The organism is Streptomyces pseudoechinosporeus, assembly GCF_054783935.1.
This window is the reverse complement of sequence record NZ_BAAGPS010000074.1, coordinates 117716-141096: the sequence shown is the minus strand read 5'-3', so window position 1 is coordinate 141096 and position 23381 is coordinate 117716. Positions and strand designations below refer to the sequence as shown.

Genomic DNA, 23381 nt, shown 5'->3' with positions numbered 1-23381 from the left:
AGCGACGCCTCCACCGATGACGAGACGACTGACGAAGGACCTGAAGTGAATATCCGCTCCCTCACTCGAGGCGACGGCGTGGTGATCGGAGCAGCCGTACTGCTGTTCATCGCCTCGTTCCTCGAGATCTATTCCGTCGACGGGGCCAGCGACAGCGCCGACATTCCGAGCGCCTGGGGCAGTGGCCCGCTTCTCATGAGCGTCACCCTGGCCGGAATCATCGGCGCCGCGCTGATCGTCGTCGCCCACGGCCTGCCGCAGGTGCCCAAGGTCGCCGGTCTCGATCTCGGCCAGTTCGGCATCGCCTTCACGGTGTTCGCCGCATGGAGTGCACTCGGGAACATCTTCGACCCGATCGGTGGCCTCGACAATGACGGTGGACTCAGCACCATCAGCGCCGGCACCGGCCTCATCCTCAGCCTGATCGCCACCCTCGTCCTCGCCGCCGCCGCGATCGCAGCTCCGCTGGTGCCCGCGCTGAAGGGCCCCCTCCTCCCGGCCCCGAAGCCCGCCGCCCCCCAGCCCTACGGCGCCCAGCCGCAGGGTGGTTACGGCTACCCGGGCGCCCAGCAGCAGCCGGGCCAGCCGTTCGGCGGCCAGCCAGGTCAGCCGCAGCAGGGGCAGCCGTTCGGCGCGCAGCCCGGTCATCAGCAGCCCCAGCAGGCACAGCCGCAGCAGGCCCAGGCCCCGCAGGCACAGCAACAGCAGCCGCCCGCCGCGGACTTCTCGCCGTTCTGGTTCGCGGTGCCGGTGCCGCGTCCGCTGTACGGGGAGGACGGTTCGCCGACGCCGATCGCCGAACTGGCGCCCGGTACCTGGTACTTGGCCGTCGAGCAGCGCGGCCCCGGCCTGGTGGCCCAGACGCAGGACGGCCGTCGTGGCGTACTGCAGGACACGAGCGGAATCCAGCGCGGCTGACCAGCCCGCTTCCGCGCACGACTCACGGCCCACGGCCCCTCGTTCTTCCGAGCGGGGGGCCGTTGTCGTACAGTCACCGTCTTGGCTGACGGATCGTCAGGAAGGGGCAGTCATGCGACTCGGTCTCGCACTCGGCTACTGGGGGCGCGGCCCCAACGCGGACCACATCCCACTGGCGCAGGAGGCGGAACGCCTCGGCTACGACTCCGTGTGGACCGCCGAGTCCTGGGGCTCCGACGTCTTCACCCCGCTGACGTGGATCGCGGCGCAGACGTCCCGTATCAAACTGGGCACGGCCGTGGCGCAGATGGCCGCCCGCTCCCCCACCACGACCGCCATGCACGCGCTGACCCTCGACCATCTCTCGGGCGGCCGCATGATGCTCGGCCTCGGCCTTTCGGGCCCACAGGTCGTGGAGGGCTGGTACGGCCGCCCGTTCCCGAAGTCACCGCTCACGGCGACGCGGGAGTACGTCGATGTCGTACGCCAAGTCCTGCGCCGCGAGGCCCCCGTCGAGCTGAACGGCCGCTTCCACACCCACCCCTACCAAGGCCCGGACGCCACAGGCCTGGGCAAACCCCTCAAGCCCATCACCCACCCCCTGCGCCCCGACCTCCCCGTCCTCCTGGGCGCGGAGGGCCCGAAGAACATCGCGCAGACGACCCGGATCGCGGACGGCTGGCTCCCGTTGTACTGGTCTCCCCTGCGCCCCGACGTATACGAGGCGTCCCTGACCGACGTACAGGAGAACTTCCTCATCGCCCCCATGGCCCAGGCCAGGGTCTGCGACGACGTATCGGAAGGCCTCCTCCCCGTAAAGACGATGCTCGGCTTCTACATCGGCGGCATGGGCCACGCAAAACACAACTTCCACGCCGACCTCATGGCACGCATGGGATACGAGGAGGAGGCGCGACGGATCCAGCGCCTGTTCCTGGAAGGCCGCCGCGAGGAGGCCGTCCTCGCGGTACCGGACGCCTTCGCGGACGAGATCTCCCTGGTCGGCCCCCGCGAACGCATCGCGGAACGTCTGGAGTTGTGGAGGAAAGGACCGGTAACGGACCTGCTGCTCCTGTCCCCCGACCGCCACACCCTCCAGGTCCTGGCGGAGCTCAACGAGACCTCGGCGTGAGGTGACGGGATTTCAAATGATGAGACCTCAGGCGGTTTCATCCCGGATTCAAGGGCTACTCGGGGGACATGTCCCCTCGATATCGCACCAACCAGGCAGGCAGGGTCATCGCGATCGTCGCCGACATCATGGCGTTGATCCTCGGACTGTGGATCCTGATGTACCTGCTGGACGCGAACCGGGCGAACGACTTCGTGCAGTTCATCCAGGACGCGGCCCGCTGGCTCGCCGGCTGGTCCCATGACCTGTTCACGTTCGACGAGGGCTGGGCCCGAGTCGTCGCCGGCTACGGCCTGGCAGCGGTCGTATACCTCTTCGTGGGTCACGTGATCGCCAACCGCATGTACCGCCACCACTGAAACCACTGAGGCGCTACGCGCAAGGCGTTACGAACAGCAGTCGGCGTCCAGCCCCCGCGGCAGCCGCTCCCCGCTGAACACCGCACACGTCGCCTCGTCCCCGCCCAGCGCGGCCACGGCGAGCAGCAGCGAGCCCGCCGTCCAGGCCGTCAGCTCCTCGGGCCAGACCGCCGCGTCCTCGAAGACGTAGCCCGTCCAGTACAGGCCGGTCTTCGGGTCGCGCAGGTGCTGGATGGACTGGAGGATCTCCAGGGCACGATCGGACTCGCCCACGGCCCAGAGCGCCAGGGCGAGTTCGGCGGACTCGCCGCCCGTCACCCACGGGTTGGGGACGACGCACCGTACGCCGACTTCTGGCACCACAAAGCGATCCCAGTCCCGCTCGATACGTTCCTTCGCCTCGGCCCCGATGAGCGCTCCGCCCAGCACGGGGTAGTACCAGTCCATGGAGTAACGGCTCTTGTCGAGGAACCGCTCCGGATGCCGCCGTATCGCATGCCGCAGCGCCCCCACCGCCAACTCCCAGTCCGGCTGCGCCTCTTCCCGCTCCTCGGCGATCGCGAGCGCGCAGCGCAGGGCGTGGTGGACGGACGAACTCCCGGTCAGCAGCGCCTCGTCGGCCCCGGTCCCGTCGTCCTCGCACCGCCAGCCGATCTGCCCGCCCGGCAGTTGGAGCCGCAGCACGAACTCCATGGCCGAGTAGACGGTGGGCCACATCCGGTCCAGGAAGGTGTCGTCGCCGGTCGCCAGATAGTGGTGCCAGACGCCGACGGCGACGTACGCGCAGAAGTTGGTCTCCCGGCCGCGGTCGGTGACGTCGGCGGCGTCCCCGTCGGCATACGCCGCGTACCAGGAGCCGTCCTCGTTCTGATGCCGGGCCAGCCAGTCGTACGCCCGCTCGGCGGCCTCGTGCTCGCCCGCCGCGTCCAGCGCCATGGCGGCCTCGGTGTGGTCCCACGGGTCGAGGTGGTGCCCGCGGAACCACGGTATGGCGCCGTCCGCGCGCTGCACGGCGAGGAGGCCCCGCACCGTCTGGGCGGCCTGCTCCGCGGTGAGCACCCCGGTCAGGACGAGGTGTTCTGTACGGGGCGTCGTCACGAAGCGTCCACCGAGGCGTCGGCTGAGGGGGCGGCTGAGGCGGCGTCAACCAGGCTGCCGGGCAGATGCGGCTTGGTCGCGTACGCCACGAAGCTCTTGCCGATCAGCGGGTTCAGCGCCTGCTCGGCGACCCGCGTGGCGAGCGGCTTCTTCATGATGTCCCAGACCAGAAGCTTGTGATACGCCCGCACCGGCAGCGCCTTGTCGTTGTCGACGCCGAACGCGCACTTCAGCCACCAGTAGGGGCTGTGCAGCGCGTGGGCGTGATGCGTGCCGTACGGCTTCAGCCCCGCCTCGCGCATCCTGCCGAGCAGTTGGTCGGCCTTGTAGATGCGGATGTGGCCGCCCTCGACCTCGTGATACGCGTCGGACAGCGCCCAGCACACCTTCTCGGGCCCGTAGCGCGGGACCGTGACGGCGATCCGCCCGCCCGGCTTCAGTACGCGCACCATCTCCGCGAGTACGCCCTTGTCGTCGGGTATGTGCTCCATGACCTCGGAGATGATCACGACGTCGAACGACTCGTCGGGAAACGGGAGTTGAAGCGCGTCGCCCTCCATGGCGACGGCGCTCGCGCCCTCCGGCGCCTCCCCCGCCTCCTTCATCGCGGCGAACCAGGTGGCGACCTCGCGGATCTCCTCGCCGTTCTGGTCCAGCGCCACGACGTGTGCTCCGCGCCGGTAGCACTCGAAGGCGTGCCGGCCGGCTCCGCACCCGAGGTCCAGTACGCGGTCGCCCGGGGCGAGCGGGAACCGGGAGAAGTCGACGGTCAGCACGTGGCCCTGCTTTCGCGATCGGTTACGACTACTTCTTCGACAGCTTCGGCTTCAACAGCCCGTACAACGGCGGGCCGAGGGGCTCCCCCGGCATCGGCGATCGCCTCGCGATACCGCGCCACCGTCCCCTCGGCCGCCCGCGTCCAGGTGAACCGCTCAAGGACCCGCGCACGCCCTGCGGATCCGAGCCGCGCACGCAGCGAGGGGTCTGAGAGAAGCCTGCTCAGGGCGGCGGCCAGCGCCCCGGAATCACCCGGCGGGACGGCCAGACAGGTCTCGCCATCGGGTCCGGTGACCTCCGGGATGGCTCCGCCGGTCGTGGCCACGAGCGGCGTCCCCGTCGCCATCGCCTCCGCGGCGGGCAGCGAGAAGCCCTCGTACAGGGAGGGCACGCAGGCGACCTCGGCGGACCGTACGAGGTCGACCAGTTCCTCGTCCGAGATCCCCTTCACGAACTCGACGGCGCCTTCGAGCCCGTACCGCTCGATGGCCTGCGCGACCGGCCCGTCCTCGGCGCGCTTGCCGACGACGACGAGGTGGGCGGCGGGGTGCTCGGTGCGCACCTTCGCGAGCGCCTCGACGAGGAAGACGAGCCCCTTCAGCGGCACGTCCGCGCTGGATGTCGTGACGATCCGCCCCGGCACCTGCGGCACGGACGGATCCGGCGAGAAGAGGTCGGTGTCGGCGCCGATGTGCACGACGTGGATACGTTCGTCGCGTACGCCGAGCTGGTCGACGATCTCCTGGCGCGACGTACCGGAGACGGTGAGGACAGACGGGAGGCGGCGGGCGACGCGCTTCTGCATGCGCGTGAAGGCGTACCAGCGGCGCTTGGAGGCCCGCTCGCGCCAGCCGTTCGCCGCGTCCAGCTCCAACTGGCGGTCCACGGTGATGGGGTGGTGGATCGTCGTGACGAGCGGCGCGCCGATGTCGCCCAACAGGCCGTAACCGAGGGCCTGGTTGTCGTGCACGACGTCGAACTCGCCGCGGCGGGCGCGGAGATGGCGCCGGGCGCGCAGCGAGAAGGTCAGCGGCTCGGGGAAGCCGCCGGTCCACATCGTGCCGACTTCGAGGGCGTCGATCCAGTCGCGGAACTCGCCGGGTTTCGGGGTGCGAAAGGGGTCCTCGGGGCGGTACAGGTCGAGGCTGGGCAGCTCGGTGAGAGAGAGCCTGCCCGGGCCCTCACCTGCGTCGAGCACGTCCACGTCGAGTACGGGGTACGGCTGGGCTCCGATGACCTCGATCCGGTGACCGAGGCGGGCGAGTTCGCGCGAGAGGTGCCGTACGTAGACGCCCTGGCCGCCGCAGAACGGGTTCCCTTTGTAGGTGAGGAGCGCGATGCGCAACGGTCGGTCGCCGTCGGCGGCCGAGCCCTCCTCGGGACCCGCCTCCATGGCCTCAGCGGTCACTCCGGGCCCCCTTCTTCCAGCAGTTTCCCGCGAGATTACTTCGGGACGGTAATCTAGAACAAGTTTCAGAGTTGATCGTTCAGGGAGCACTGAATCTACCGGGAGGTAGTCCTCCTGTGAGCGGTGGATGGGGTGATTCACGCCACGGCAAGGCCCTAATCTGCTGTCGCTCGCCCCACCCCCACCGACCCTCTGCACGAACGTCACGGAACGGGACACATGCCAGCGGAAGCCAAGACTCCGGCGAAGACCGCGCAGCCGACGACGAAGGCCGGGCGCTCGGCCGCGGACGCCGACAAGTCCGCCGGAAAGACCGATCGGCCCGCCGCCGCGAAGAGCGCGCAGGCCGCGGTACGAACGGTCCAGTCGGACTCGCCGCCGCTCACCGAGCGGCAGGAGGCGCGGCGGCGGCGCATCCTGCACGCGAGCGCGCAGCTGGCCAGCCGGGGCGGTTTCGACGCGGTGCAGATGCGCGAGGTCGCGGAGTCCTCGCAGGTCGCCCTCGGCACGCTGTACCGCTACTTCCCGTCGAAGATCCACCTGCTGGTCGCCACGATGCAGGACCAGCTCGCCCACATGCACGGCACCCTCCGCAAGAAGCCCCCGGCCGGCGACACGGCGGCGGAACGCGTCGCCGAGACCCTGATGCGCGCCTTCCGCGCCCTGCAGCGCGAGCCGCACCTCGCCGACGCCATGGTCCGCGCCCTGACGTTCGCGGACCGCAGCGTCAGCCCGGAGGTCGACCAGGTCTCCCGCCAGACCACCATGATCATCCTGGACGCCATGGGCCTGGACGACCCCACCCCCGACCAGCTCTCCGCGGTCCGCGTCATCGGCCACACCTGGCACTCGGCCCTCATCACCTGGCTTTCCGGCCGCGCATCCATCGCCCAGGTCAAGATCGACATCGAGACGGTGTGCCGTCTGATCGACTTGACGGACCCGGGCGAGGAGGGCTGACTCCCGCACGACGGCCATGACGAGCGGCCCGAGCGATCGTCACTCCTCCGGCGGAAACACCGGCTCCCCCGACCCCACCAGGCTGATCATGATCGCCTCCACCGGGCAGCCCTCCGCCGCCTCCAGGACCTTCTCGTTGGCGTCCGTGTCCGGGTCCAGGGGGTGGGACTGGCGGGCGGAGTCGAGGTGGAAGGCGTGGGGAGCCTGGTTGACGCACTGGGACGAGCCGATGCAGACCGAGCGGTCGACCTCGATGTGCCAGCGGTCACCCATCTTCTAGGCCTCCCCCTCGTAGCCGTTGGGCAGGTGGATCATCTTGTGCTCGAAGTACTCGCCGTACCCCTCGGGCCCGAACTCCCGCCCCAGACCGGAGTTCTTGTAGCCGCCGAACGGGCCGAGCATGTCGAGGCTGAAGGTGTTGACGGAGTACGTGCCCGTACGGACCTGACGCGCGACCTCGATGCCGCGCTCGACGTCCGCGGTCCACACGCTGCCGCTCAGCCCGTACTCCGAGTCGTTCGCGATCTTCACGGCCTCGCTCTCGTCGCCGTACGGGATGAGGCAGATGACCGGCCCGAAGATCTCCTCGCGGGCGATCCGCATGGAGTTGTCGACGTCGCCGAAGAGGGTGGGCTCCACGTACCAGCCGCGGTCAAGGCCGGGCGGACGACCGCCACCGGTGAGGATCTTGGCGCCCTCCTCCTGGCCGATCCGTATGTAGTCGAGCGAGCGCTGCTGCTGACGCCGGGCGACCAGCGGGCCCACCTCGGTGGCCGGGTCGAGCGGATCGCCGATCTTCAACGCGCCCGCGACGGCGGCGAAGGCCTCGGCGAACTCGTCGTAGCGGGTGCGCGGCACGAGGATCCGGGTCTGGGCCACGCACGCCTGCCCGTTGATCATCCACGCGAAGGGCGCGATGCCGCCCACGGCCGTCTGGGCGTCGGCGTCCGCCAGGATCACGGCGGCCGACTTGCCGCCCAACTCCAGCGTGACGCGGGTGAGGTTGCGCGAGCAGACCTCCATGACCCGCTTGCCCGCTCCGACCGACCCGGTGAAGGACACCTTGTCGACCCCCGGGTGCCCGACCAGGTACTCACTCACCTCACGGTCCGCGGGCAGGATCGACAGCACACCCTCCGGCAGCCCGGCCTCGGCGGCGATCTCCGCCAACAGGTAGGCGTCGAGGGGGGTTTCGGGCGACACCTTCAGGATCGCGGTGCAGCCCGCGAGCAGCGCGGGCGCGAGTTTGGCGGCGGCGGTGAACTGCGGCACGTTCCACGGCACGACGGCCGCGACCACGCCGACGGGTTCGCGCCGCACGAGGATCTTCCCGAGCACGCCGTCGCGCTGCTCCTCGTACGTGAAACCGCGTGCGGTGGTGATCGCCGCGTCCCACACCATCATCGAGGCGAGCGCCTGCACCATCACGGAGGAGGTGTACGGGGTGCCGTTCTCGGAGGAGATGACGCGGGCGATCTCCTCGTGCCGTACGGCGAAGGCGTCCTTGATCCTGCTTATGACCTCGATCCGCTCGTCGAGCGTCATACGCGGCCAGGGCCCCTCGTCGAACGCCGTACGCGCCGCCGCGACCGCCCGGTCCACATCGGCCGCCGAGGCGTGCGGCACCCTCCCGATGACCTCTTCCGTGTGCGGCGAGACCACCTCGATGACGTCCTGGCCCAGGGGGTCCGTCAACTCCCCGCCGATGAACAGCTGTCCGTGTTCCACGAGCTCGGTCATGAGCGACTGCCTCCTGCGGAGCCGGCGATCCCAGTTGCTGATCTCAGGTACTGACACTTTCTGACGCTGTTTCAGATGCGTACGAGGAACTGATACCAGTTCTAGTTATCATGAGCAATGGCCATGCCGAAGCGGACCAGGACGAGGACCAGGACGGGGAATCCATGACGAAGGTGACCGACCACGGCGGGGGCGTACGGTCCATCCGGGTCCCCATTCCGGACAACCCGCTCGGTTACACGCTGGTGTACGTGGTCGACACCGACCGCGGCCCGGTCCTGGTCGATACGGGTTGGGACGACCCGGATTCCTGGGAGACACTCGCCAACGGCCTTGCGGGATGCGGCACTTCGGTCTCGGAGATCCACGGGGTGGTGATCACCCACCACCACCCCGACCACCACGGACTGTCCGGCAAGGTACGGGAGGCCTCCGGCGCCTGGGTCGCGATGCACGAGGCGGACGCCTCGATCGTCCGGCGCACGCGCGGGACGCGGCCCGAGCGCTGGTTCACGTACATGACGGACAAGCTGACGGCCGCCGGCGCGCCCGAGGAACACGTGGCGCCCATGCGCACGGCCCAGCCCCGCAACCTCCCCGGCCTGTCCCCTGCCCTCCCCGACCGCGAGATAGTCCCCGGCGAACTCCTCGACCTCGCGGGCCGCCGCCTCCGCGCGATCTGGACGCCCGGCCACACACCGGGCCACGTCTGCCTCCACCTGGAGGAGGACCACCCGGCCCAACTCCCCGGCAAGGGCCGCCTGTTCTCCGGCGACCACCTCCTCCCCGAGATCACCCCGCACATCGGCCTGTACGAGGACCCGGACGACGCCACAGTCATGGACCCCCTCGGCGACTACCTCGACTCCCTCGAACGCATCGGCCGCCTCGCCCCCGCCGAGGTCCTCCCGGCCCACCAGCACGCCTTCACCGACGCCCCGTCCCGCGTACGGGAACTGCTGACCCACCACGAGTCCCGCCTGACCGGCCTCCTCTCCCTCCTCACCACCCCCCTCACCCCCTGGCAACTGGCCGAACGCATGGAGTGGAACCGCCCCTGGGCCCAGATCCCGTACGGCTCAAGGAACATCGCGGCCTCCGAGGCAGAGGCCCATCTGCGCCGGCTGGTGAAGCTGGGGCGGGCGGAGGCGGTTACGGAGAGCGATCCGGTGACGTATATGGCGGTGTGAGGGCGGGGGCTGAACTACGGTCGCTGTTCATGTTCACGGTGGAGCGGCGGCAGCAGGTACGGGAGCGGCTGCTGGAGCGGGCGCGGGCGGACGAGCGGATCACCGGGGCGGCGCTCACCGGGTCCGCCGCGCGCGACGCCGAGGACCGCTGGTCCGACATCGACCTGTTCTTCGGGGTCGGCGTCCCGGTGACCGAAGTGCTCACGGACTGGAGCGCGTACGTGTACGACTCCCTCGGCGCCCTTCACCACTTCGACCTGCACACGGGCCCGGCCGTCTACCGCGCGTTCCTCCTGCCCGAACTCCTGGAGGTGGACCTGGGGTTCACTCCTGCCGAGGCCTTCGGCCCGCTCGGCGAAGGAGCTTTCCAGGTCGTCTTCGGCGAGGCGGTGCCGCAACCCACCCCCGCACCCACCGACCGCGACCACCTCATGGGCCTCGCCTGGCACCACGTCCTCCACGCCCGCACCTCCCTCGAACGCGGCGCCTTCTGGCAGGCAGAGCACTGGATCAGCGCCGTACGCGACCACGTCCTGACCCTGGCCTGCCTCCGCCTCGGTCTCCCCGCCGCCTACGCGAAGGGCGCGGACCGGCTGCCGCCGGCTGTCACCGGGGCACTGGAAGAGACACTCGTACGCTCCCTCGACCGCCCCGAACTCGCCCGCGCGCTAAGGGCGGTGACCATGATCCTCGTACGCGAATCGCGGATGCCGGACGCTCTCGCTCAGGCGCTCCTCGATCTCGCGGAAGATGCGTAGTGGCTTGGCTCGCATTGCGGAAGGGCAGGGCGTGGCATCCGGCCACCAGTCAGCGCAAGCGGTGGGACGACGGCTGTCTATCCGCGGTCTGAACTTGGCGTGGCGGTGCCACCTGTGGTCGTTTCGGGTTTTGCGTGGAGGATCTCGCGGGCCTGTTCCGCGGCGCGGGCGGTGCTCTCGGAGACAAAGTCGAGGAAGCGGGCGATGTTCTCCAGGCGGGTGGCGGCCGGGGTGCCGGGGACGAGGACGCCGACGCCCTGCCGTGCGGTCTCGACGATCTGAGTGAGGGACCGGGCGCTGGCCACCATCGACTGGTACCAGACGTCGTCGTCGACGACGTAGCGCTCGCGGCGGCGTTCGCCTTGTTCCCGGCGGACGAAGGCCTGGCTCTCGAGGAACGTGATCGCTTTCGAGATGGACGCCGGGCTGACCTGGAGGCGCTGGACGAGTTCGGACGCGGTGAGGCTGCCGGAGTCGGTGAGGGTGAGGCAGACCATCACCCGGGCCGTCATCGTGGTCATGCCCGAAGCCATCATGACGGTGGTGAACATCTCCTCGTACTCGCGCACCGCCTCGGCGTCGCGTCCGTAGGCCTGCTCGGGTGTCTCCGGTCCCCGGGGTGCGGCCTGTCGGCGCCGGTGGGTGCGGCGTTCGGTGGCGCGGTGGGCGAGGTCTGCGCGGTAGGCGGTGGGGCCGCCGTTGCGCATCACCTCACGTGTGATCGTCGAGGTGGGGCGGTCGAGGCGTCGGGCGATCTCCGCGTAGGCGAGGCCGTCGGCCAGTCCCAGCGCGATCTGCTGGCGTTCGGGCTGGGTGAGTCTGCCTCCCGGCATCGCGGTCTCCTTCGTCGTGCTCCGTGGCGCCCCCAGTATAGCGTTCACTCTCAATTCATTGCAACGAGCCCGCGATCGCCGTTGCATTAATCTAGAAGCCCGTTGCAACGATTTCCTGGCTTTCACCTGCGTCTATGACAATATTTCGCAACGAGTACGTTGCTAGATCTATGAATGCAACGTAGCCTTTCCGTCATCAGAAACGACGAGTCACAGGAGAGCATGATGCAGAAGTTCGACACCCCCGCCCCGGTCTCCGCCGTCCTGGACATCCCTGCGGGACGCATCCAGTTCATCGCCGCCGACCGGGCCGACACCACGGTCGAGGTCCGGCCCGCCAACCCCTCCAAGAGCCGCGACGTGAAGGCGGCGGAGCAGACCACGGTCGCTTACGCCGACGGCGTCCTGCGGATCACGGCCTCGGCCCCCGGCAACCAGCTCTTCGGCCCCTCCGGATCCCTGGAGGTCACCGTCCAGATGCCCGCCGGCTCCCGCATCGAGGCCAAGACGGCCAGCGCCGAGCTCCGCGGCGTCGGACGGCTCGGCGACGTCGCCTTCGAAGGCGCGTACCGACAGATCAAGATCGACGAGGCCGCGAGCGTCCGCCTCACCGCGATCGACGGCGACGTCGAGGTCGGCCGGCTGGGCGGCCCCGCGGAGATCAGCACGGCAAGGGGCGACATCCGGATCACCGAGGCGGTGCGCGGCACGGTCACGCTGCGCACCCAGTCCGGCGACATTTCGATCGCCGCCGCCCGCGGCGTCTCAGCCGCCCTGGACGCCGACACCGGCTATGGCCGCGTCAGCAACTCCCTCAAGAACGACGGCACCGCCGAACTCGACATCCGCGCCACCACCTCCCACGGCGACATCACCGCCCGCAGCCTCTAAAAGCACCCAACCCTCCGGAAGGACGCCGCCATGAAGTCGCCGCTTTCAAAGAAGTCCGAAGTGGCGACTTCGGCCGGCCCCGGCCCGATCGCCTCCTTCATCCGGTTCGTGGTCTTCGGTGGTGGCGTCGGAGTCCTGTGCAGCTTCGCGGTGCCGCTGTTGGCCATGACCATGCCCTGGGCGGTCTCGAACGCGATCATCACCATCGCCTCCACCCTGCTGTGCACCGAACTCCACGCCCGCTTCACCTTCGCCAAAGGGCGCAGCGCCGGATGGCGGGAGCACTGGCAGTCCGCGGGCTCGGCGACCGCCGCCTACCTGGCGACCAGCGTCGCCGTTTACGTCCTGCATCTGGCGCAGCCCTCCCCCGGCACGCTGACCGAGCAGATCGTCTACCTCGGCGCCTCCGGCCTCGCCGGCGCAGGCCGCTTCGTCATCCTGCGCCTCTACGTCTTCGCCGGCCGCCGCGGTCAGACCACACGACCGCTGCGGCACCGGATCCTTCGCGGTCCGGCTGATCCGCCGCAGCCAACGCCTCTGAGCCAAGCCACTAACGCAGCAGTCCGCGTATCAACTCCTCGGCGTCACCCAGGACTTCGACCTCCCGGGCCGTCATGGTCGCGTTGGCGGCCCGTCGTCGGCGGGCCTCCGCGAGGCCCTGCTCCGTCACCTCGTGGGCGTTGCCGTCGAGCAGCGCGGCGAGTATCGCCCCGGCCGGTTCCGTCAACTGCTCGTCGCCGGCCGCGGCTTGGGCGAGGATCACTGCAGACATGCCCCAGTCCAGACCGGGTGGGCCTTCCTCGGAGTTGGCCCAGTCGATCACGCGCGGGCCGTCCGGGGTGAGCATCACGTTGTCCGGGTGCAGGTCCAGATGGAGGATCCGGACGGCGGGGTCGGTGGAGAGCCGGGGCGGCAGCGCGTGCAGGTCACGCAGCAGCCGCGCGAGCGTGGCTCCGGCATCCCGGGGCCCGAGCAGGCCATCGCTGAACGCCTGCAACATGGTTGGCCCGGAGAGCCGCTCCATCACCAGGTCGGTGCGCTTACGCGTCGGCCGCACGCGCGGCACCGGATAGCCGTAGCCGCGTACGTACTCCATGACGGCCGCCTCGGCGGGCGCGTCGCCGTAGCCGTCGCGGTAGCGGCGTAGCACCCACCCCTCGTCGTCGAGTGCGTACACATCCGCCGTACGGCCCGATCCGAGCAAGCCGCCCACCCCTACGTGACTGTCCATAAGCCGAAGCTACCGGCGCCGCACAGCCGGGCCTCAGCGTCTCCATACGGGCCGGTACAGTAAGCAGGTCGTCATCACGCTCGTACGGGGGGAAGCCGGTGCAAATCCGGCGCTGACCCGCAGCCGTGAATCGCCCGGAGCGTCAGAGCAGAGCAACGGGCGGTGAGCCGGAATGCCCCGTACGGAAGTGACCGGCTCGCGTCACTGGAAATCGCCGGTGACCGGCACCGTCGAGGCATACGGAGCCGAGCCGCCTGGAGTTCTGGGCTGCCCGGCTCCCTGTAGGGAGAGCCGATGAGCTCAGAGAGGCATCCGTCGATCATGGTTGTTCGCCGTAGCGCCGCTGTACTGGCCGCCACCGCCGTGATCGCGACGGCGTGTGCGCCGGTCGCCCTCGCCGCCGAGTCGCCCTCCCCGTCGCCGTCCAAGGCGTTGCCGTCCGGGCTGTTCGGCAGCGCCGATCCGACGTACGACGGCGTCTGGCGGCAGTCGCTCGCGCTGCTCGCCCAGCACACCGTGGGCGTGACGCCCGCGGCGAAGGCGGTCGACTGGCTCGTCGGGCAGCAGTGTGAGAGCGGGGCGTTCGCGCCGTATCGCGCGGACGTGAGCGCGAAGTGCGACGCCAAGACGATGGTCGACACGAACAGCACGGCCGCCGCGGTGCAGGCCCTGGAGGCGCTCGGCAGGCAGGGCATGGCGGCGGACAAGGCCGTGGCCTGGCTGAAGTCCGTGCAGAACAAGGACGGTGGCTGGGGCTACGCGGCGGGCGGCGCCAGCGACGCCAACTCGACGTCCGTCGTGATCGGCGCGCTGGTGGCCTCGGGCGAGCAGCCTGACGACGTGCTGTCCAAGGGCGGCGAGTCCCCGTACCAGGCGCTGCTGAGGCTGTCCGTCCCCTGTGACGAGGACGGCGGGGGTGCGTTCGCCTTCCAGCCGGACAAGAAGGGGCAGCTCGTGGCGAACGCCGACGCGACGGCGGCGGGCGTGCTGGGAAGCCTGGGCAACGGGTTCGTGACGAAGACCGGGAAGCTCGCGGCAGAGGAACCCGCGTGTGCCGACGGTGGCGACAAGTTCACGCCGGAGGACGCCTCACGCAACGGCTCCGCGTATCTCGTGAGCGCCCTCGCCAAGGACGGTTACCTGAAGTCCGCGCTCGCCGGCACTGAGGACCAGCCCGACCACGGCAACACCGCCGACGCGGTTGTCGCGCTCGCCGCCGCGGGTCATACCTTCGACGCCTCGAAGCCGCTGGCCTGGCTGGAGAAGAACTCCGGTACCTGGGCGGCGCAGAGCGGCCCGGCCGCGTACGCCCAGCTGATCTTCGCGGCGCACGCGACCGATACGGACCCTCGCGACTTCGGCGGCGTGGACTTGGTGAAGCAGCTCGGCTCGACCGGCCCGGCGGGCTCGGGGGGCGCGAACGCCACCGTTACCGACACCGCCGGCCCCAGCAATGAACAGAAGGACGAGGAGGACGGCGGCGTCAGCGTCTGGTGGATCGTCGGCGTCGGCCTGGTCGGCGGCATCGGTGTCGGCTTCCTGATCAGCAGCCGCAACAAGAAGCAGCCGCAGCCGTGATCCGCCGTCGTACGTTCCTGCTGGTCCTGGCACCGTTGTTCGCCGTAATCACCATGCTCGGCTCGTCGGGGCAGGCCCACGCGGCCGGTTACCGCTACTGGTCCTTCTGGGACCGCGACGGCGACACCTGGGTGTACGCGACGCAGGGCCCGTCGACCGCACGCCCCTCCGACGGCGACGTACAGGGCTTCCGCTTCGCGGTGAGCGAGGACTCCCGGGACGCCGCGAAGCCACGCGGGGCCGCGGAGTTCGCGACGATCTGCGCGAAGACGCCCGCGCGGGACGGCTCGAAACGGGTCGCCCTCGTCCTCGACTTCGGCACGAGCGCGGACGCGCCGTCCGGCGAGACGCCGCCCCGTCCGCGTACGGCCTGCGCCCGCGTCCCGGAAGACGCGACGACGGCGGATGCCCTCGCCACGGTCGCGAAGCCGCTCCGCTACGACACGAACGCGCTGCTGTGCGCCATCGCGGGCTACCCGCGTACGGGGTGCGGCGAACAGGTCTCGGCCACAGAGCCGACGACGACGGCTTCGGCCACGCCTCGCGACACGAGCGCCTCCGGCGAAAGCTCCTCCGGCAAGAGCGACTCCGACGATCAGGGCCCGTCGCTGGGCCTGCTCGCGGGCATCGGGGCCGTGGCAGTGCTGGGCGCGGCGGCGGTCTGGCAGACGCGTCGGCGGCGCAGCGGCTGACGGTGGACGCGATGAGCGAGGTCAGCCGTCCCGCCGCACCGGGTGCGCAGGCAAGCAGGGCCCAACGACGGAACGCCCTGCACCCGGGCGCCTGGTGGCTCTGGTCCCTGGGCCTGGCCACCGCCGCCTCCCGCACCACAAACCCCCTCCTCCTCGGCCTCCTCATCGCAGTGACGGGCTACGTCATAGCTACCCACCGCACGCAAACCCCCTGGTCCCGCTCCTACACCGCCTTCGTCAAACTCGCCCTCGCCGTACTCGCCATCCGCCTCGCCTTCGCCGTCTTCCTCGGCTCCCCCATCCCCGGCACCCACACCCTCGTCACCCTCCCCGAACTCCCCCTCCCCGACTGGGCGCAGGGCATCCGCATAGGCGGCCGGGTCACCGCGGAGGGCCTGGTCTTCGCGCTGTACGACGGCCTGAAACTGGCCACGCTCCTCATCTGCGTAGGCGCCGCGAACGCCCTAGCCAACCCCGCCCGTCTCCTCAAGTCCCTCCCGGGCGCCTTGTACGAGGCGGGAGTTGCCGTGGTCGTCGCGCTCACCTTCGCCCCGAACCTGATTGCGGACGTCCAACGCCTACGCGCCGCACGCCGCCTGCGCGGTCGGCCCGACAAGGGGATACGCGGACTGCTCCAGGTCGGACTCCCGGTCCTGGAGGGCGCGTTGGAGCGTTCGGTCGCGCTCGCGGCGGCGATGGACGCGCGCGGTTACGGCCGCAGCGCCGAGGTAGCGCCCGCCGTCCGCCGCACCACCGCCGTACTCACCCTCGGCGGCCTGGTCGGCGTCTGCGCGGGAACGTACGGCCTGCTCACCGCCGAAGGCGGCACCTACGGCCTGCCCGTGCTGCTCGCCGGACTCGGCGCGGCCCTCGCCGGGTTGTGGCTCGGCGGTCGCCGATCGCTGCGTACGCGGTACCGGCCGGACGTGTGGGGTGTACGGGCGTGGCTGGTCGCCGCGTCCGGCGCGGGGGTCGCGGCGCTGCTGATCCTGTACGCCGCGTACGACTCCGCCGCCCTGCACCCCGGCGTCGTACCCCTGACGTCCCCCACCCTCCCCCTCTGGCCGGCCGCCGCGATCCTGCTCGGCCTCGCCCCGTCCTTCATCGCCCCCAAGGAGCCGTCGTGATCCGCTTCGAGGATGTCTCCGTGACGTACGACGGGGCGACCGAGCCGACCGTACGGGGCCTTGAACTCACCGTTTCCGAGGGCGAGTTGGTGCTGCTGGTTGGGCCATCCGGAGTCGGTAAGTCGACGGTCCTCGGTGCGGTGAGCGGTCTGGTCCCGCACTTCACGGGCGGCACCCTGCGCGGACGCGTCACGGTGGCCGGCCGGGACACCCGTACGCACAAGCCGCGCGAACTCGCCGATGTCGTCGGCACGGTGGGCCAGGACCCGCTCGCGCACTTCGTGACGGACACGGTCGAGGACGAACTCGCGTACGGGATGGAGTCGTTGGGCCTCGCACCGGACGTGATGCGCCGCCGTGTCGAGGAGACCCTGGACCTGCTGGGCCTCGCGGACCTCCGCGACCGCCCGATCGCCACCCTCTCCGGCGGCCAGCAGCAGCGGGTCGCGATCGGCTCGGTCCTCACCCCGCATCCCAGGGTCCTGGTCCTCGACGAGCCGACCTCGGCGCTCGACCCGGCCGCCGCGGAGGAGGTACTCGCCGTCCTCCAACGCCTCGTCCACGACCTCGGCACCACGGTCCTCATGGCCGAGCATCGCCTGGAACGCGTCATCCAGTACGCCGACCAGGTCGCCCTCCTCCCGGCCCCGGGCGCCCCGCTCGTACTGGGCCCGCCGTCCGAGGTCATGGCTGTCTCCCCCGTGTACCCGCCGGTCGTCGCCCTGGGCCGCCTCGCCGGATGGTCACCGCTGCCGCTGACGGTGCGCAACGCCCGCCGGAGAGCGGGGGCGCTGCGGGAACGGCTGGAGAGGATGAAGGGGGTGGCGTACGAGGACGAGTCCGCAGAAGTGAGTCCGCCCGCACCCCGACCCGTACCACCCCGCTCCCGCCTCTTCCGCAAGCGCGACACACCAACTGCCCCGGTGGGAACCGCAGTTGCCGCGGTCGACCACCTCACCGTCCGCCGAGGCCGTATCGAGGCGCTCCACGACGTCACCCTGACCGTCGCCCCCGGCGAGACCATCGCCCTCATGGGCCGCAACGGGGCCGGAAAGTCCACGCTGCTCAGCGCACTCGTCGGGCTGGTCGAGCCGGCGTCGGGTTCCGTACGGGTCGGGGGTGCCGTACCGCACCGGACGGCACCCCGTGAACTCGTCCGCCGCGTCGGTCTCGTACCGCAGGAGCCTCGCGACCTGCTGTACGCGGACACGGTGGCCGCCGAGTGCACGGCCGCGGACCGGGACGCGGGCGCGGAACCGGGCACCTGCCGCGCCCTGGTCTCCGAACTGCTCCCCGGAATCGCGGACGACACCCACCCCCGCGACCTCTCCGAGGGCCAACGGCTCACCCTGGCCCTGGCCCTCGTCCTCACGGCCCGCCCTCCACTCCTTCTGCTGGACGAGCCGACCCGCGGCCTCGACTACGCGGCCAAGTCCCGCCTGGTCACAGTCCTACGGGACCTGGCGACCGCGGGCCACGCCATCATCCTGGCCACCCATGACGTGGAACTGGCCGCCGAACTCGCCCACCGGGTAGTGATCCTGGCCGACGGCGAACCGGTGGCCGACGGCCCCACCGCCGAGGTCGTCATGGCGTCCCCGTCCTTCGCCCCGCAGGTGGCGAAGATCCTGGCCCCGCAGAGGTGGCTGACGGTCTCCCAGGTACGCGCTGCTGTGGGCGCAACGGAGCGGGAGACGGAAGGCCGGGCGACGACGGCAGACCGGGAGGCGGAGGCGTGACCCCCCAGGCGGCCCCTCCGGCGATCCCCCAGGCCCGCGCGATCCGTCTCGGCCCCCGTTCCGTCGCCGCCCTCGCGCTCGTCAGCGTCATCGGGCTTGCGGCCTTCGCGTGGCCGCTGTTCGCCGGACCGACGTCCCAGGTCAGCGCCCATGCGCAGGATGCGCCCTGGCTGTTCGCGGGGCTGCTGGTGCTGCTGGTCGGGGTGGTGGGCGCGGCGGTCTCGGAGTCGGGGATCGGGGCGAAGGCCGTGGCCATGCTCGGGGTGCTGGCGGCGACGGGGGCAGCGTTGCGGCCGATCGGGGCCGGGACGGCCGGGATCGAGCCGATGTTCTTCCTGATGGTGCTGAGCGGCAGGGTGCTGGGCCCCGGCTTCGGGTTCGTACTCGGGGCGGTCACGATGTTCGCGTCCGCGCTGCTGACCGGCGGGGTCGGGCCTTGGATGCCGTTCCAGATGCTCAGCATGGGCTGGTTCGCGATGGGCGCGGGCCTGCTCCCGGGTCCCGACCGGCTGCGCGGCCGGGCCGAGCTGCTCATGCTCGCCGCGTACGGCTTCGTGGCGGCCTTCGCCTACGGCACGCTCATGAACCTGGCCGGCTGGCCCTTCATGAACGCCCTCACGTCGAGCGTCGCCTTCGACCCCCAGGCGGACATCGCCACCAACCTGACCCGTTTCCTCGCGTACTGCCTGGCCACCTCCCTCGGCTGGGACCTCGGCCGAGCCGCCGTCACAGTCGCCCTGACCCTCACCCTGGGCCCAACCATCCTCAAGGCACTGCGCCGGGCCACCCGCCGAGCGGCCTTCGAGACGCCGGTGACGTTCGAGCGCCCGCACACCCAGGAGCCCTGAAACACCGAAGCAACCAGGACTCACCTGGGCGGTGCGGTCGTGCCCCGGACGACGAGGCGGGGGGCGATGACGTCCTCCCCGGCTGGGACCCCGTCGCCCTCCAGGCGGGCGACGGCCCGGCTGACGGCGAGGTGGGCGAGGCGGGAGATGTCCTGTCCGACGGTGGTGAGGCCGATGTGGGCCAGGCGGGCCAGATGGCTGTCGTCGAAGCCGACCACGGAGATGTCTCCGGGGACCGCGATGCCGGAGCGGAGGAAGACGTCGAGGACGCCGGTCGCGCAACGGTCGTTGAAGGCCAGTACGGCGGTGGGGCGCGGGTGGGCGGTCGACAGGGTTCGGGCGGCCTCGGCGCCTTCCTCCTCGGTGAGCCCGCCGGGGAGGATGCGGATGCGCTCGCTCAGGCCGTGGCGGTTCATGGCGGTGCGGTATCCGCGGCGCCGGTCGGCCGCGCCCGGTGCCCGGCCGCCGTCGATGTGGGCGATGTCCTGGTGCCCCAGAGCGACAAGGTGGTCCACCGCCTGTCGGGCTCCCTCGTCGTCGGCGGTCCGTACAACCTCCAGGCCCGGGATGGACGGCCGCAGCCGGCGGGCCACGGAGACGACCGGCAGCTGCCGGGCCAGCTCCGCCAGCCGCTTGGCGGGGGTCTGCGGGCCGAGCAGGATCAGTGCCTCGCAGCGGTCGTCGAGCAGCGTCTCGACGGCGCGCTGTTCGCCGCGCCCGGCGGTCACGGCGCTCAGCGCGATCTGGTAGCCGGCCGGTTCGGCCGCCGCGTAGAGGCACTCCACCAGATCGGCGTGGAACGGATGCTGGAGGCCGAACTGCACCCCGAGCAGCCGCGAACGGTGGCTGCGCAGCAACCGTGCCCGGGCGTCCGGGCGGTATCCGATCTCCCGTGCGGCCTGGAGGATGCGCTCGCGGGTGGCCGCACTGGCGCCCTTGGCGTCGCGCATCACGATGGAGACCAGCGCCGTCGACACCCCCGCCCGCGCCGCGACGTCCGCGAGCGTCGGCCGCTTTCCGTCGGGGACTGCGGGGGTTTCTGGCACCTGTCCTCCCTGGTCTGAGCCGTTTGCGCAGAGGTCGACTATAGAACGTTCTAGGCTTCCCCGGCCACCGAAGTCTTGACAGGTGTGCGCGGTGACTGGCGTACTGCTCTCACAGGCAAGTGCTAGAACGTTCTAGGACCTATAACGTTCTAGCTATCGACGCGGAAAAAGGGTGGCGGCGATGTACACACTGGCGGTCTGCGCCGAGATGGTCTTCCTGGACCTGCCGATCGACGAACGAGTGCGGCGCATCCACGACGCCGGCTTCCAGGTGGAGATCTGGGACTGGACCCGGCACGACCTGGACGCTCTGGCCCGGACCCCGGCCGACTTCTCCTCCATGACCGGCTACATCCGCGGCAGCCTCACCGACGCGGAGGGAGCGGCCGAACTCCTGCGCACCGCAGAGGAGTCGCTCAAGGCGGCTGAGCATCTGGGCTGTCCTCGGCTGAACCTGCACGGCACCGGACTGGACGGCAAGGGCCTGCCGGTGGTGCCGGTGACCGGTGCGGCCACGGGGGAAATGTGGCTCGCCGCCCATCGCACGCTCACCCGCCTCGCCGAGCTGGGCGAGAGTGCGGGGGTCACCTTCACCCTGGAGAACCTCAACACCGCGGTCGACCACCCCGGGGTGCCGTTCGCGACGGCCGCCGACACCCTGGCCCTGGTCCAGGCGGTGGACCGGCCCGGGCTGCGGATGAACCTGGACCTGTACCACGCGCAGATCGGCGAGGGGAATCTGATCGAGCTGGTCCGCAAGGCCCACGCCCTGGGCCTGATCGGCGAGATCCAGGTGGCCGACGTCCCCGGCCGCTGCGAGCCCGGAACCGGGGAGATCAACTACTCGGCCGTCGCCCGCACCCTGGCGGAGCTGGGCTACGCGGGCACGGTCGCGATGGAGGCGTGGGCCTCCGGCGACAGCGAACTCGCCCTGGAGCGCTTCCGCGCCGCCTTCACCCACTGAAGCTCTTGAACCTCTGAAGCCCTCTGACGACAAGTGACGTACGGAGTACCCGCATGACCACCCAACAGCCTCTCTCCGTCGGCCTCATCGGCGCCGGCCGGATGGGTTCCTTCCACGCCGAGACCCTCGCCCACCGCCTCCCCGGCGTCCGGCTCGCTGCCATCGCCGACCCCGCCCCAGGCGCCGCGCAACGCCTGGGCGAGCGCCTCGGCTGCACCACCACCTACACGGACATCGACGAGCTGCTTGCCGACCCGCGGATCGATGCCGTAGTGATCGTCACCCCGGCCCGCACCCACGCCGACCTCGTCGAGGCGGCGGCCAAGGCGGGCAAGGCGGTCTACTGCGAGAAGCCCATGGCCGTCACCCTCGCCGAGGCCGACCGCGCCATCAAGGCTGCCGCCGACGCGGGCGTGCCGCTCCAGGTGGGCTTCAACCGCCGCTACGACCCAGGGTTCCGGGCCGCCCACGAGAAGATCGCCGTCGGCGCCATCGGCACACCGCAGCTGCTGCGCTCGCTCACCCGCGACCCCAAGCTCGCCGACCCGGCCCGTATACCGCCGTGGACGATCTTCCTGGAGACCCTCATCCACGACTTCGACATCCTGCGCCACCTCAACCCCGGTGCCGAACCCGTCGAGGTGCACGCGGTGGCCGACGCCCTGATCCGCCCCGACTTCAAGGACCGCGGTCTGCTCGACACCGCGGTCGTCACGATCCGTTTCGACAACGGCGCCCTGGCCACCGCCGAGGCCAGCTTCCAGGCCGTCTACGGCTACGACGTCCGCGCGGAGGTTCTCGGCTCGGCCGGCATGCTCACCATGGGCGACCTCCGCCGTACCCACCTGACCGCATACGGCCCGGACGGCTCCGCCGCCGAGTGCGTCACCTACGACCAGCATCTCTTCCACGATTCCTACGTCGCCGAACTCGCCGACTTCACTGACAGCATCCGCACCGGCCGCACCCCCTCCGTCACCGGCGAGGACGCCCGTGGCGCCCTGTCCATCGCCCTCGCCGCGACCGAGTCCGTCACGAGCGGCGGCCCCGTCCGCGTCGCCCAGGTCCAGGACGTATGAGATACGGCGTGCCCCCCCCGGGCCACAGGGCGAACGACGACGGCCCCTCCGGCGACCCCCAGGCCGACGTCACCACCAACCTGACCTGTTTCCTCGCCTACTGCCTGGCCACATCCCTCGGCTGGGACCTCGGCCGAGCCGCCGTCACAGTCGCCCTGACCCTCACCCTGGGCCCAACCATCCTCAAAGCCCTACGCCGGGCCACCCGCCGAGCGGCCTTCGAGACACCGGTGACGTTCGAGCGCCCGCACACCCAGGAGCCCTGAAACCAGGATGAGGGTCATGGCCATCCTCATGTCCGCCGAGGACTACAACGCCTGGCAAGAGACGATCTACCTCCTGCGATCACCGGCCAACGCCCGCCGTCTCATGGAAGCTGTCGCCCGCGACCGTGCGGGCCAGACAGGCATCACCAAGCCACTTGAAGAGCTCCAGGAACTGGCCGGTGAGGAGTGAGGGACGTCAAACTTCGACCCGTGACGCATTGACGACGAACACCGCCTCTATGGTGGACCGATGGCGTCGATCAAGCAGTTCCAAATCACCTTCGACTGCGCAGAACCTGAGCGCGTCGCTCGTTTCTGGTGCGAGGTGTTGGGGTACGTCGTACCGCCGCCACCGGAGGGGTTTGCTACTTGGGACGATTACGATCGCTCGCTGCCGCCTGAGCGTCAGGGTTCAGGGTTTGTCTGCATGGATCCCTCAGGTGTGGGCCCGCGGATGTACTTCCAGCGCGTTCCCGAAGGCAAGGTCGTCAAGAATCGGGTGCATCTTGACGTGCGGGTCGGCACCGGGCTCGTGGGTGAAGAGCGCCTGGCCGCACTTGAGGCCGAGTGCGCACGACTGGTCGCGCTCGGCGCGGTACGCGGGCGACTGCTGCTTGCCGATGACTACAACGAGTCGTGCCAACTGATGCAGGACATCGAGGGCAACGAGTTCTGTCTCGACTGAGTGGCCGCGAACGTGGCACCGTGGATCTTGCTTTGGGATAACCACGCGCTGTGGTGCGGAAA

At 70.4% G+C, this 23381-nt stretch carries 24 protein-coding genes, 3 pseudogenes and 1 riboswitch; of the genes and pseudogenes, 18 read left to right on the top strand and 9 right to left on the bottom strand.

Annotation, left to right across the window (positions count from 1 at the left end):
- Positions 1-45: 45 nt before the first annotated feature.
- The 3 genes from ACYVO6_RS42800 (at position 46) to ACYVO6_RS42790 (ending at position 2409) form a co-directional block, all read left to right on the top strand.
- Positions 46-918, top strand: a complete 873-nt coding sequence (locus tag ACYVO6_RS42800) for a hypothetical protein (protein WP_461071214.1) — start codon at positions 46-48, stop codon at positions 916-918.
- Between the two features lie 112 nt (positions 919-1030).
- Positions 1031-2050, top strand: a complete 1020-nt coding sequence (locus ACYVO6_RS42795; RefSeq protein ID WP_461071212.1) for an LLM class F420-dependent oxidoreductase — start codon at positions 1031-1033, stop codon at positions 2048-2050.
- A gap of 68 nt (positions 2051-2118) precedes the next feature.
- Positions 2119-2409: a hypothetical protein gene (locus ACYVO6_RS42790; RefSeq protein ID WP_461071210.1), complete on the top strand. Its 291-nt coding sequence runs from the start codon at positions 2119-2121 to the stop codon at positions 2407-2409.
- 27 nt (positions 2410-2436) lie between these two features.
- Here ACYVO6_RS42790 and ACYVO6_RS42785 read toward each other — a convergent pair whose 3' ends face one another.
- From ACYVO6_RS42785 to ACYVO6_RS42775, 3 genes are read right to left on the bottom strand one after another with little or no spacing between them, the layout of a single operon-like run.
- Positions 2437-3507 carry a prenyltransferase/squalene oxidase repeat-containing protein gene (locus ACYVO6_RS42785; RefSeq protein WP_461071208.1) on the bottom strand — a complete coding sequence of 357 codons (1071 nt, stop codon included), beginning with the start codon at positions 3505-3507 and terminating at the stop codon, positions 2437-2439.
- Positions 3504-4283 carry a class I SAM-dependent methyltransferase gene (locus tag ACYVO6_RS42780; RefSeq protein ID WP_461071206.1) on the bottom strand — a complete coding sequence of 260 codons (780 nt, stop codon included), beginning with the start codon at positions 4281-4283 and terminating at the stop codon, positions 3504-3506. The genes ACYVO6_RS42785 and ACYVO6_RS42780 overlap by 4 nt, the downstream gene beginning before the upstream one ends.
- On the bottom strand, positions 4277-5692 hold the full coding sequence (locus ACYVO6_RS42775) for a glycosyltransferase family 4 protein (protein ID WP_461071204.1): 1416 nt from the start codon (positions 5690-5692) through the stop codon (positions 4277-4279). The genes ACYVO6_RS42780 and ACYVO6_RS42775 overlap by 7 nt, the downstream gene beginning before the upstream one ends.
- A gap of 219 nt (positions 5693-5911) precedes the next feature.
- On the opposite strand from ACYVO6_RS42775, the gene ACYVO6_RS42770 reads away from it, so the two are divergent.
- Positions 5912-6652: a TetR family transcriptional regulator gene (locus ACYVO6_RS42770; protein WP_461071202.1), complete on the top strand. Its 741-nt coding sequence runs from the start codon at positions 5912-5914 to the stop codon at positions 6650-6652.
- Between the two features lie 39 nt (positions 6653-6691).
- On the opposite strand, the gene ACYVO6_RS42765 is transcribed toward ACYVO6_RS42770, so the two are convergent.
- Together ACYVO6_RS42765 and ACYVO6_RS42760 are read right to left on the bottom strand one after the other, a co-directional pair.
- Positions 6692-6925, bottom strand: coding sequence for a ferredoxin (locus ACYVO6_RS42765; RefSeq protein WP_033324547.1), 234 nt, complete (start codon positions 6923-6925; stop codon positions 6692-6694).
- Positions 6926-6928: 3 nt separating this feature from the next.
- The gene (locus ACYVO6_RS42760; RefSeq protein ID WP_461071199.1) at positions 6929-8392 is read right to left on the bottom strand and encodes an aldehyde dehydrogenase; all 1464 of its coding nucleotides are present in this window, start codon (positions 8390-8392) and stop codon (positions 6929-6931) included.
- A gap of 164 nt (positions 8393-8556) precedes the next feature.
- Between ACYVO6_RS42760 and ACYVO6_RS42755 the strand changes: the two genes are divergently transcribed.
- Together ACYVO6_RS42755 and ACYVO6_RS42750 are read left to right on the top strand one after the other, a co-directional pair.
- Positions 8557-9582, top strand: a complete 1026-nt coding sequence (locus tag ACYVO6_RS42755) for an MBL fold metallo-hydrolase (protein WP_461071232.1) — start codon at positions 8557-8559, stop codon at positions 9580-9582.
- Positions 9583-9611: 29 nt separating this feature from the next.
- Entirely contained in the window at positions 9612-10340 is a 729-nt protein-coding gene (locus tag ACYVO6_RS42750) for a nucleotidyltransferase family protein (RefSeq protein WP_461071197.1), read from the top strand.
- A 77-nt stretch (positions 10341-10417) separates the two neighbouring features.
- Here ACYVO6_RS42750 and ACYVO6_RS42745 read toward each other — a convergent pair whose 3' ends face one another.
- On the bottom strand, positions 10418-11173 hold the full coding sequence (locus ACYVO6_RS42745) for a helix-turn-helix domain-containing protein (RefSeq protein ID WP_461071195.1): 756 nt from the start codon (positions 11171-11173) through the stop codon (positions 10418-10420).
- Between the two features lie 225 nt (positions 11174-11398).
- On the opposite strand from ACYVO6_RS42745, the gene ACYVO6_RS42740 reads away from it, so the two are divergent.
- Positions 11399-12064, top strand: coding sequence for a DUF4097 family beta strand repeat-containing protein (locus ACYVO6_RS42740; RefSeq protein WP_461071230.1), 666 nt, complete (start codon positions 11399-11401; stop codon positions 12062-12064).
- Here ACYVO6_RS42740 and ACYVO6_RS42735 read toward each other — a convergent pair.
- A complete protein-coding gene (locus tag ACYVO6_RS42735; RefSeq protein ID WP_461071193.1) occupies positions 12061-12291 on the bottom strand; it encodes a hypothetical protein in 231 nt (76 codons plus the stop codon). The two genes, ACYVO6_RS42740 and ACYVO6_RS42735, sit on opposite strands and share 4 nt — an antisense overlap.
- On the opposite strand from ACYVO6_RS42735, the pseudogene ACYVO6_RS42730 reads away from it, so the two are divergent.
- A pseudogene (locus tag ACYVO6_RS42730) lies at positions 12200-12530 on the top strand (GtrA family protein); the annotation flags it as partial. The gene ACYVO6_RS42735 and the pseudogene ACYVO6_RS42730 sit on opposite strands and share 92 nt — an antisense overlap.
- Before the next feature lie 84 nt (positions 12531-12614).
- Here the strand turns inward: ACYVO6_RS42730 and ACYVO6_RS42725 are convergent.
- Positions 12615-13295: a phosphotransferase gene (locus ACYVO6_RS42725; RefSeq protein WP_461071191.1), complete on the bottom strand. Its 681-nt coding sequence runs from the start codon at positions 13293-13295 to the stop codon at positions 12615-12617.
- A gap of 88 nt (positions 13296-13383) precedes the next feature.
- A riboswitch (cobalamin riboswitch) is annotated at positions 13384-13473 on the top strand.
- A gap of 143 nt (positions 13474-13616) precedes the next feature.
- Between ACYVO6_RS42725 and ACYVO6_RS42720 the strand changes: the two genes are divergently transcribed.
- The 5 genes from ACYVO6_RS42720 to ACYVO6_RS42700 are packed head-to-tail and all read left to right on the top strand — an operon-like array spanning position 13617 to position 19279.
- Positions 13617-14873, top strand: a complete 1257-nt coding sequence (locus ACYVO6_RS42720) for a prenyltransferase/squalene oxidase repeat-containing protein (protein WP_461071228.1) — start codon at positions 13617-13619, stop codon at positions 14871-14873.
- 53 nt (positions 14874-14926) lie between these two features.
- The gene (locus tag ACYVO6_RS42715; RefSeq protein WP_461071226.1) at positions 14927-15565 is read left to right on the top strand and encodes an SCO2322 family protein; all 639 of its coding nucleotides are present in this window, start codon (positions 14927-14929) and stop codon (positions 15563-15565) included.
- 11 nt (positions 15566-15576) lie between these two features.
- Entirely contained in the window at positions 15577-16692 is a 1116-nt protein-coding gene (locus tag ACYVO6_RS42710) for an energy-coupling factor transporter transmembrane component T (RefSeq protein ID WP_461071189.1), read from the top strand.
- Entirely contained in the window at positions 16689-18431 is a 1743-nt protein-coding gene (locus ACYVO6_RS42705) for an ABC transporter ATP-binding protein (RefSeq protein ID WP_461071187.1), read from the top strand. The genes ACYVO6_RS42710 and ACYVO6_RS42705 overlap by 4 nt, the downstream gene beginning before the upstream one ends.
- A complete protein-coding gene (locus tag ACYVO6_RS42700; RefSeq protein WP_461071185.1) occupies positions 18428-19279 on the top strand; it encodes an ECF transporter S component in 852 nt (283 codons plus the stop codon). The genes ACYVO6_RS42705 and ACYVO6_RS42700 overlap by 4 nt, the downstream gene beginning before the upstream one ends.
- A gap of 20 nt (positions 19280-19299) precedes the next feature.
- Here the strand turns inward: ACYVO6_RS42700 and ACYVO6_RS42695 are convergent, their stop codons facing one another.
- On the bottom strand, positions 19300-20325 hold the full coding sequence (locus ACYVO6_RS42695) for a LacI family DNA-binding transcriptional regulator (RefSeq protein ID WP_461071183.1): 1026 nt from the start codon (positions 20323-20325) through the stop codon (positions 19300-19302).
- 181 nt (positions 20326-20506) lie between these two features.
- Here ACYVO6_RS42695 and ACYVO6_RS42690 point away from each other — a divergent pair, with 181 nt between their 5' ends.
- The 5 genes and pseudogenes from ACYVO6_RS42690 to ACYVO6_RS42670 all read left to right on the top strand — a co-directional run bounded on the left by ACYVO6_RS42690 (position 20507) and on the right by ACYVO6_RS42670 (position 23319).
- A complete protein-coding gene (locus ACYVO6_RS42690) occupies positions 20507-21289 on the top strand; it encodes a TIM barrel protein (RefSeq protein WP_461071181.1) in 783 nt (260 codons plus the stop codon).
- 53 nt (positions 21290-21342) lie between these two features.
- Positions 21343-22368, top strand: a complete 1026-nt coding sequence (locus tag ACYVO6_RS42685) for a Gfo/Idh/MocA family oxidoreductase (protein ID WP_461071179.1) — start codon at positions 21343-21345, stop codon at positions 22366-22368.
- Positions 22369-22421: 53 nt separating this feature from the next.
- Positions 22422-22634 (top strand): annotated as a pseudogene (locus ACYVO6_RS42680) (ECF transporter S component); the annotation flags it as partial.
- Positions 22635-22653: 19 nt separating this feature from the next.
- A pseudogene (locus tag ACYVO6_RS42675) lies at positions 22654-22824 on the top strand (type II toxin-antitoxin system Phd/YefM family antitoxin); the annotation flags it as partial.
- Positions 22825-22884: 60 nt separating this feature from the next.
- Positions 22885-23319 (top strand): VOC family protein, encoded by a 435-nt coding sequence (locus ACYVO6_RS42670; protein ID WP_461071177.1) that lies wholly within the window; start codon positions 22885-22887, stop codon positions 23317-23319.
- Positions 23320-23381: the final 62 nt, after the last annotated feature.

Coding starts and splice junctions, on each gene's coding strand:
- ACYVO6_RS42795 (WP_461071212.1), top strand. CDS start 1,031: ATGCGACTCGGTCTCGCACTCGGCTACTGGGGGCGCGGCCCCAACGCG.
- ACYVO6_RS42790 (WP_461071210.1), top strand. CDS start 2,119: ATGTCCCCTCGATATCGCACCAACCAGGCAGGCAGGGTCATCGCGATC.
- ACYVO6_RS42770 (WP_461071202.1), top strand. CDS start 5,912: ATGCCAGCGGAAGCCAAGACTCCGGCGAAGACCGCGCAGCCGACGACG.
- ACYVO6_RS42765 (WP_033324547.1), bottom strand. CDS start 6,925: ATGGGTGACCGCTGGCACATCGAGGTCGACCGCTCGGTCTGCATCGGC.
- ACYVO6_RS42760 (WP_461071199.1), bottom strand. CDS start 8,392: ATGACCGAGCTCGTGGAACACGGACAGCTGTTCATCGGCGGGGAGTTG.
- ACYVO6_RS42755 (WP_461071232.1), top strand. CDS start 8,557: ATGACGAAGGTGACCGACCACGGCGGGGGCGTACGGTCCATCCGGGTC.
- ACYVO6_RS42750 (WP_461071197.1), top strand. CDS start 9,612: ATGTTCACGGTGGAGCGGCGGCAGCAGGTACGGGAGCGGCTGCTGGAG.
- ACYVO6_RS42745 (WP_461071195.1), bottom strand. CDS start 11,173: ATGCCGGGAGGCAGACTCACCCAGCCCGAACGCCAGCAGATCGCGCTG.
- ACYVO6_RS42740 (WP_461071230.1), top strand. CDS start 11,399: ATGCAGAAGTTCGACACCCCCGCCCCGGTCTCCGCCGTCCTGGACATC.
- ACYVO6_RS42725 (WP_461071191.1), bottom strand. CDS start 13,295: ATGGACAGTCACGTAGGGGTGGGCGGCTTGCTCGGATCGGGCCGTACG.
- ACYVO6_RS42720 (WP_461071228.1), top strand. CDS start 13,617: ATGGTTGTTCGCCGTAGCGCCGCTGTACTGGCCGCCACCGCCGTGATC.
- ACYVO6_RS42715 (WP_461071226.1), top strand. CDS start 14,927: ATGCTCGGCTCGTCGGGGCAGGCCCACGCGGCCGGTTACCGCTACTGG.
- ACYVO6_RS42710 (WP_461071189.1), top strand. CDS start 15,577: ATGAGCGAGGTCAGCCGTCCCGCCGCACCGGGTGCGCAGGCAAGCAGG.
- ACYVO6_RS42690 (WP_461071181.1), top strand. CDS start 20,507: ATGTACACACTGGCGGTCTGCGCCGAGATGGTCTTCCTGGACCTGCCG.
- ACYVO6_RS42685 (WP_461071179.1), top strand. CDS start 21,343: ATGACCACCCAACAGCCTCTCTCCGTCGGCCTCATCGGCGCCGGCCGG.
- ACYVO6_RS42670 (WP_461071177.1), top strand. CDS start 22,885: ATGGCGTCGATCAAGCAGTTCCAAATCACCTTCGACTGCGCAGAACCT.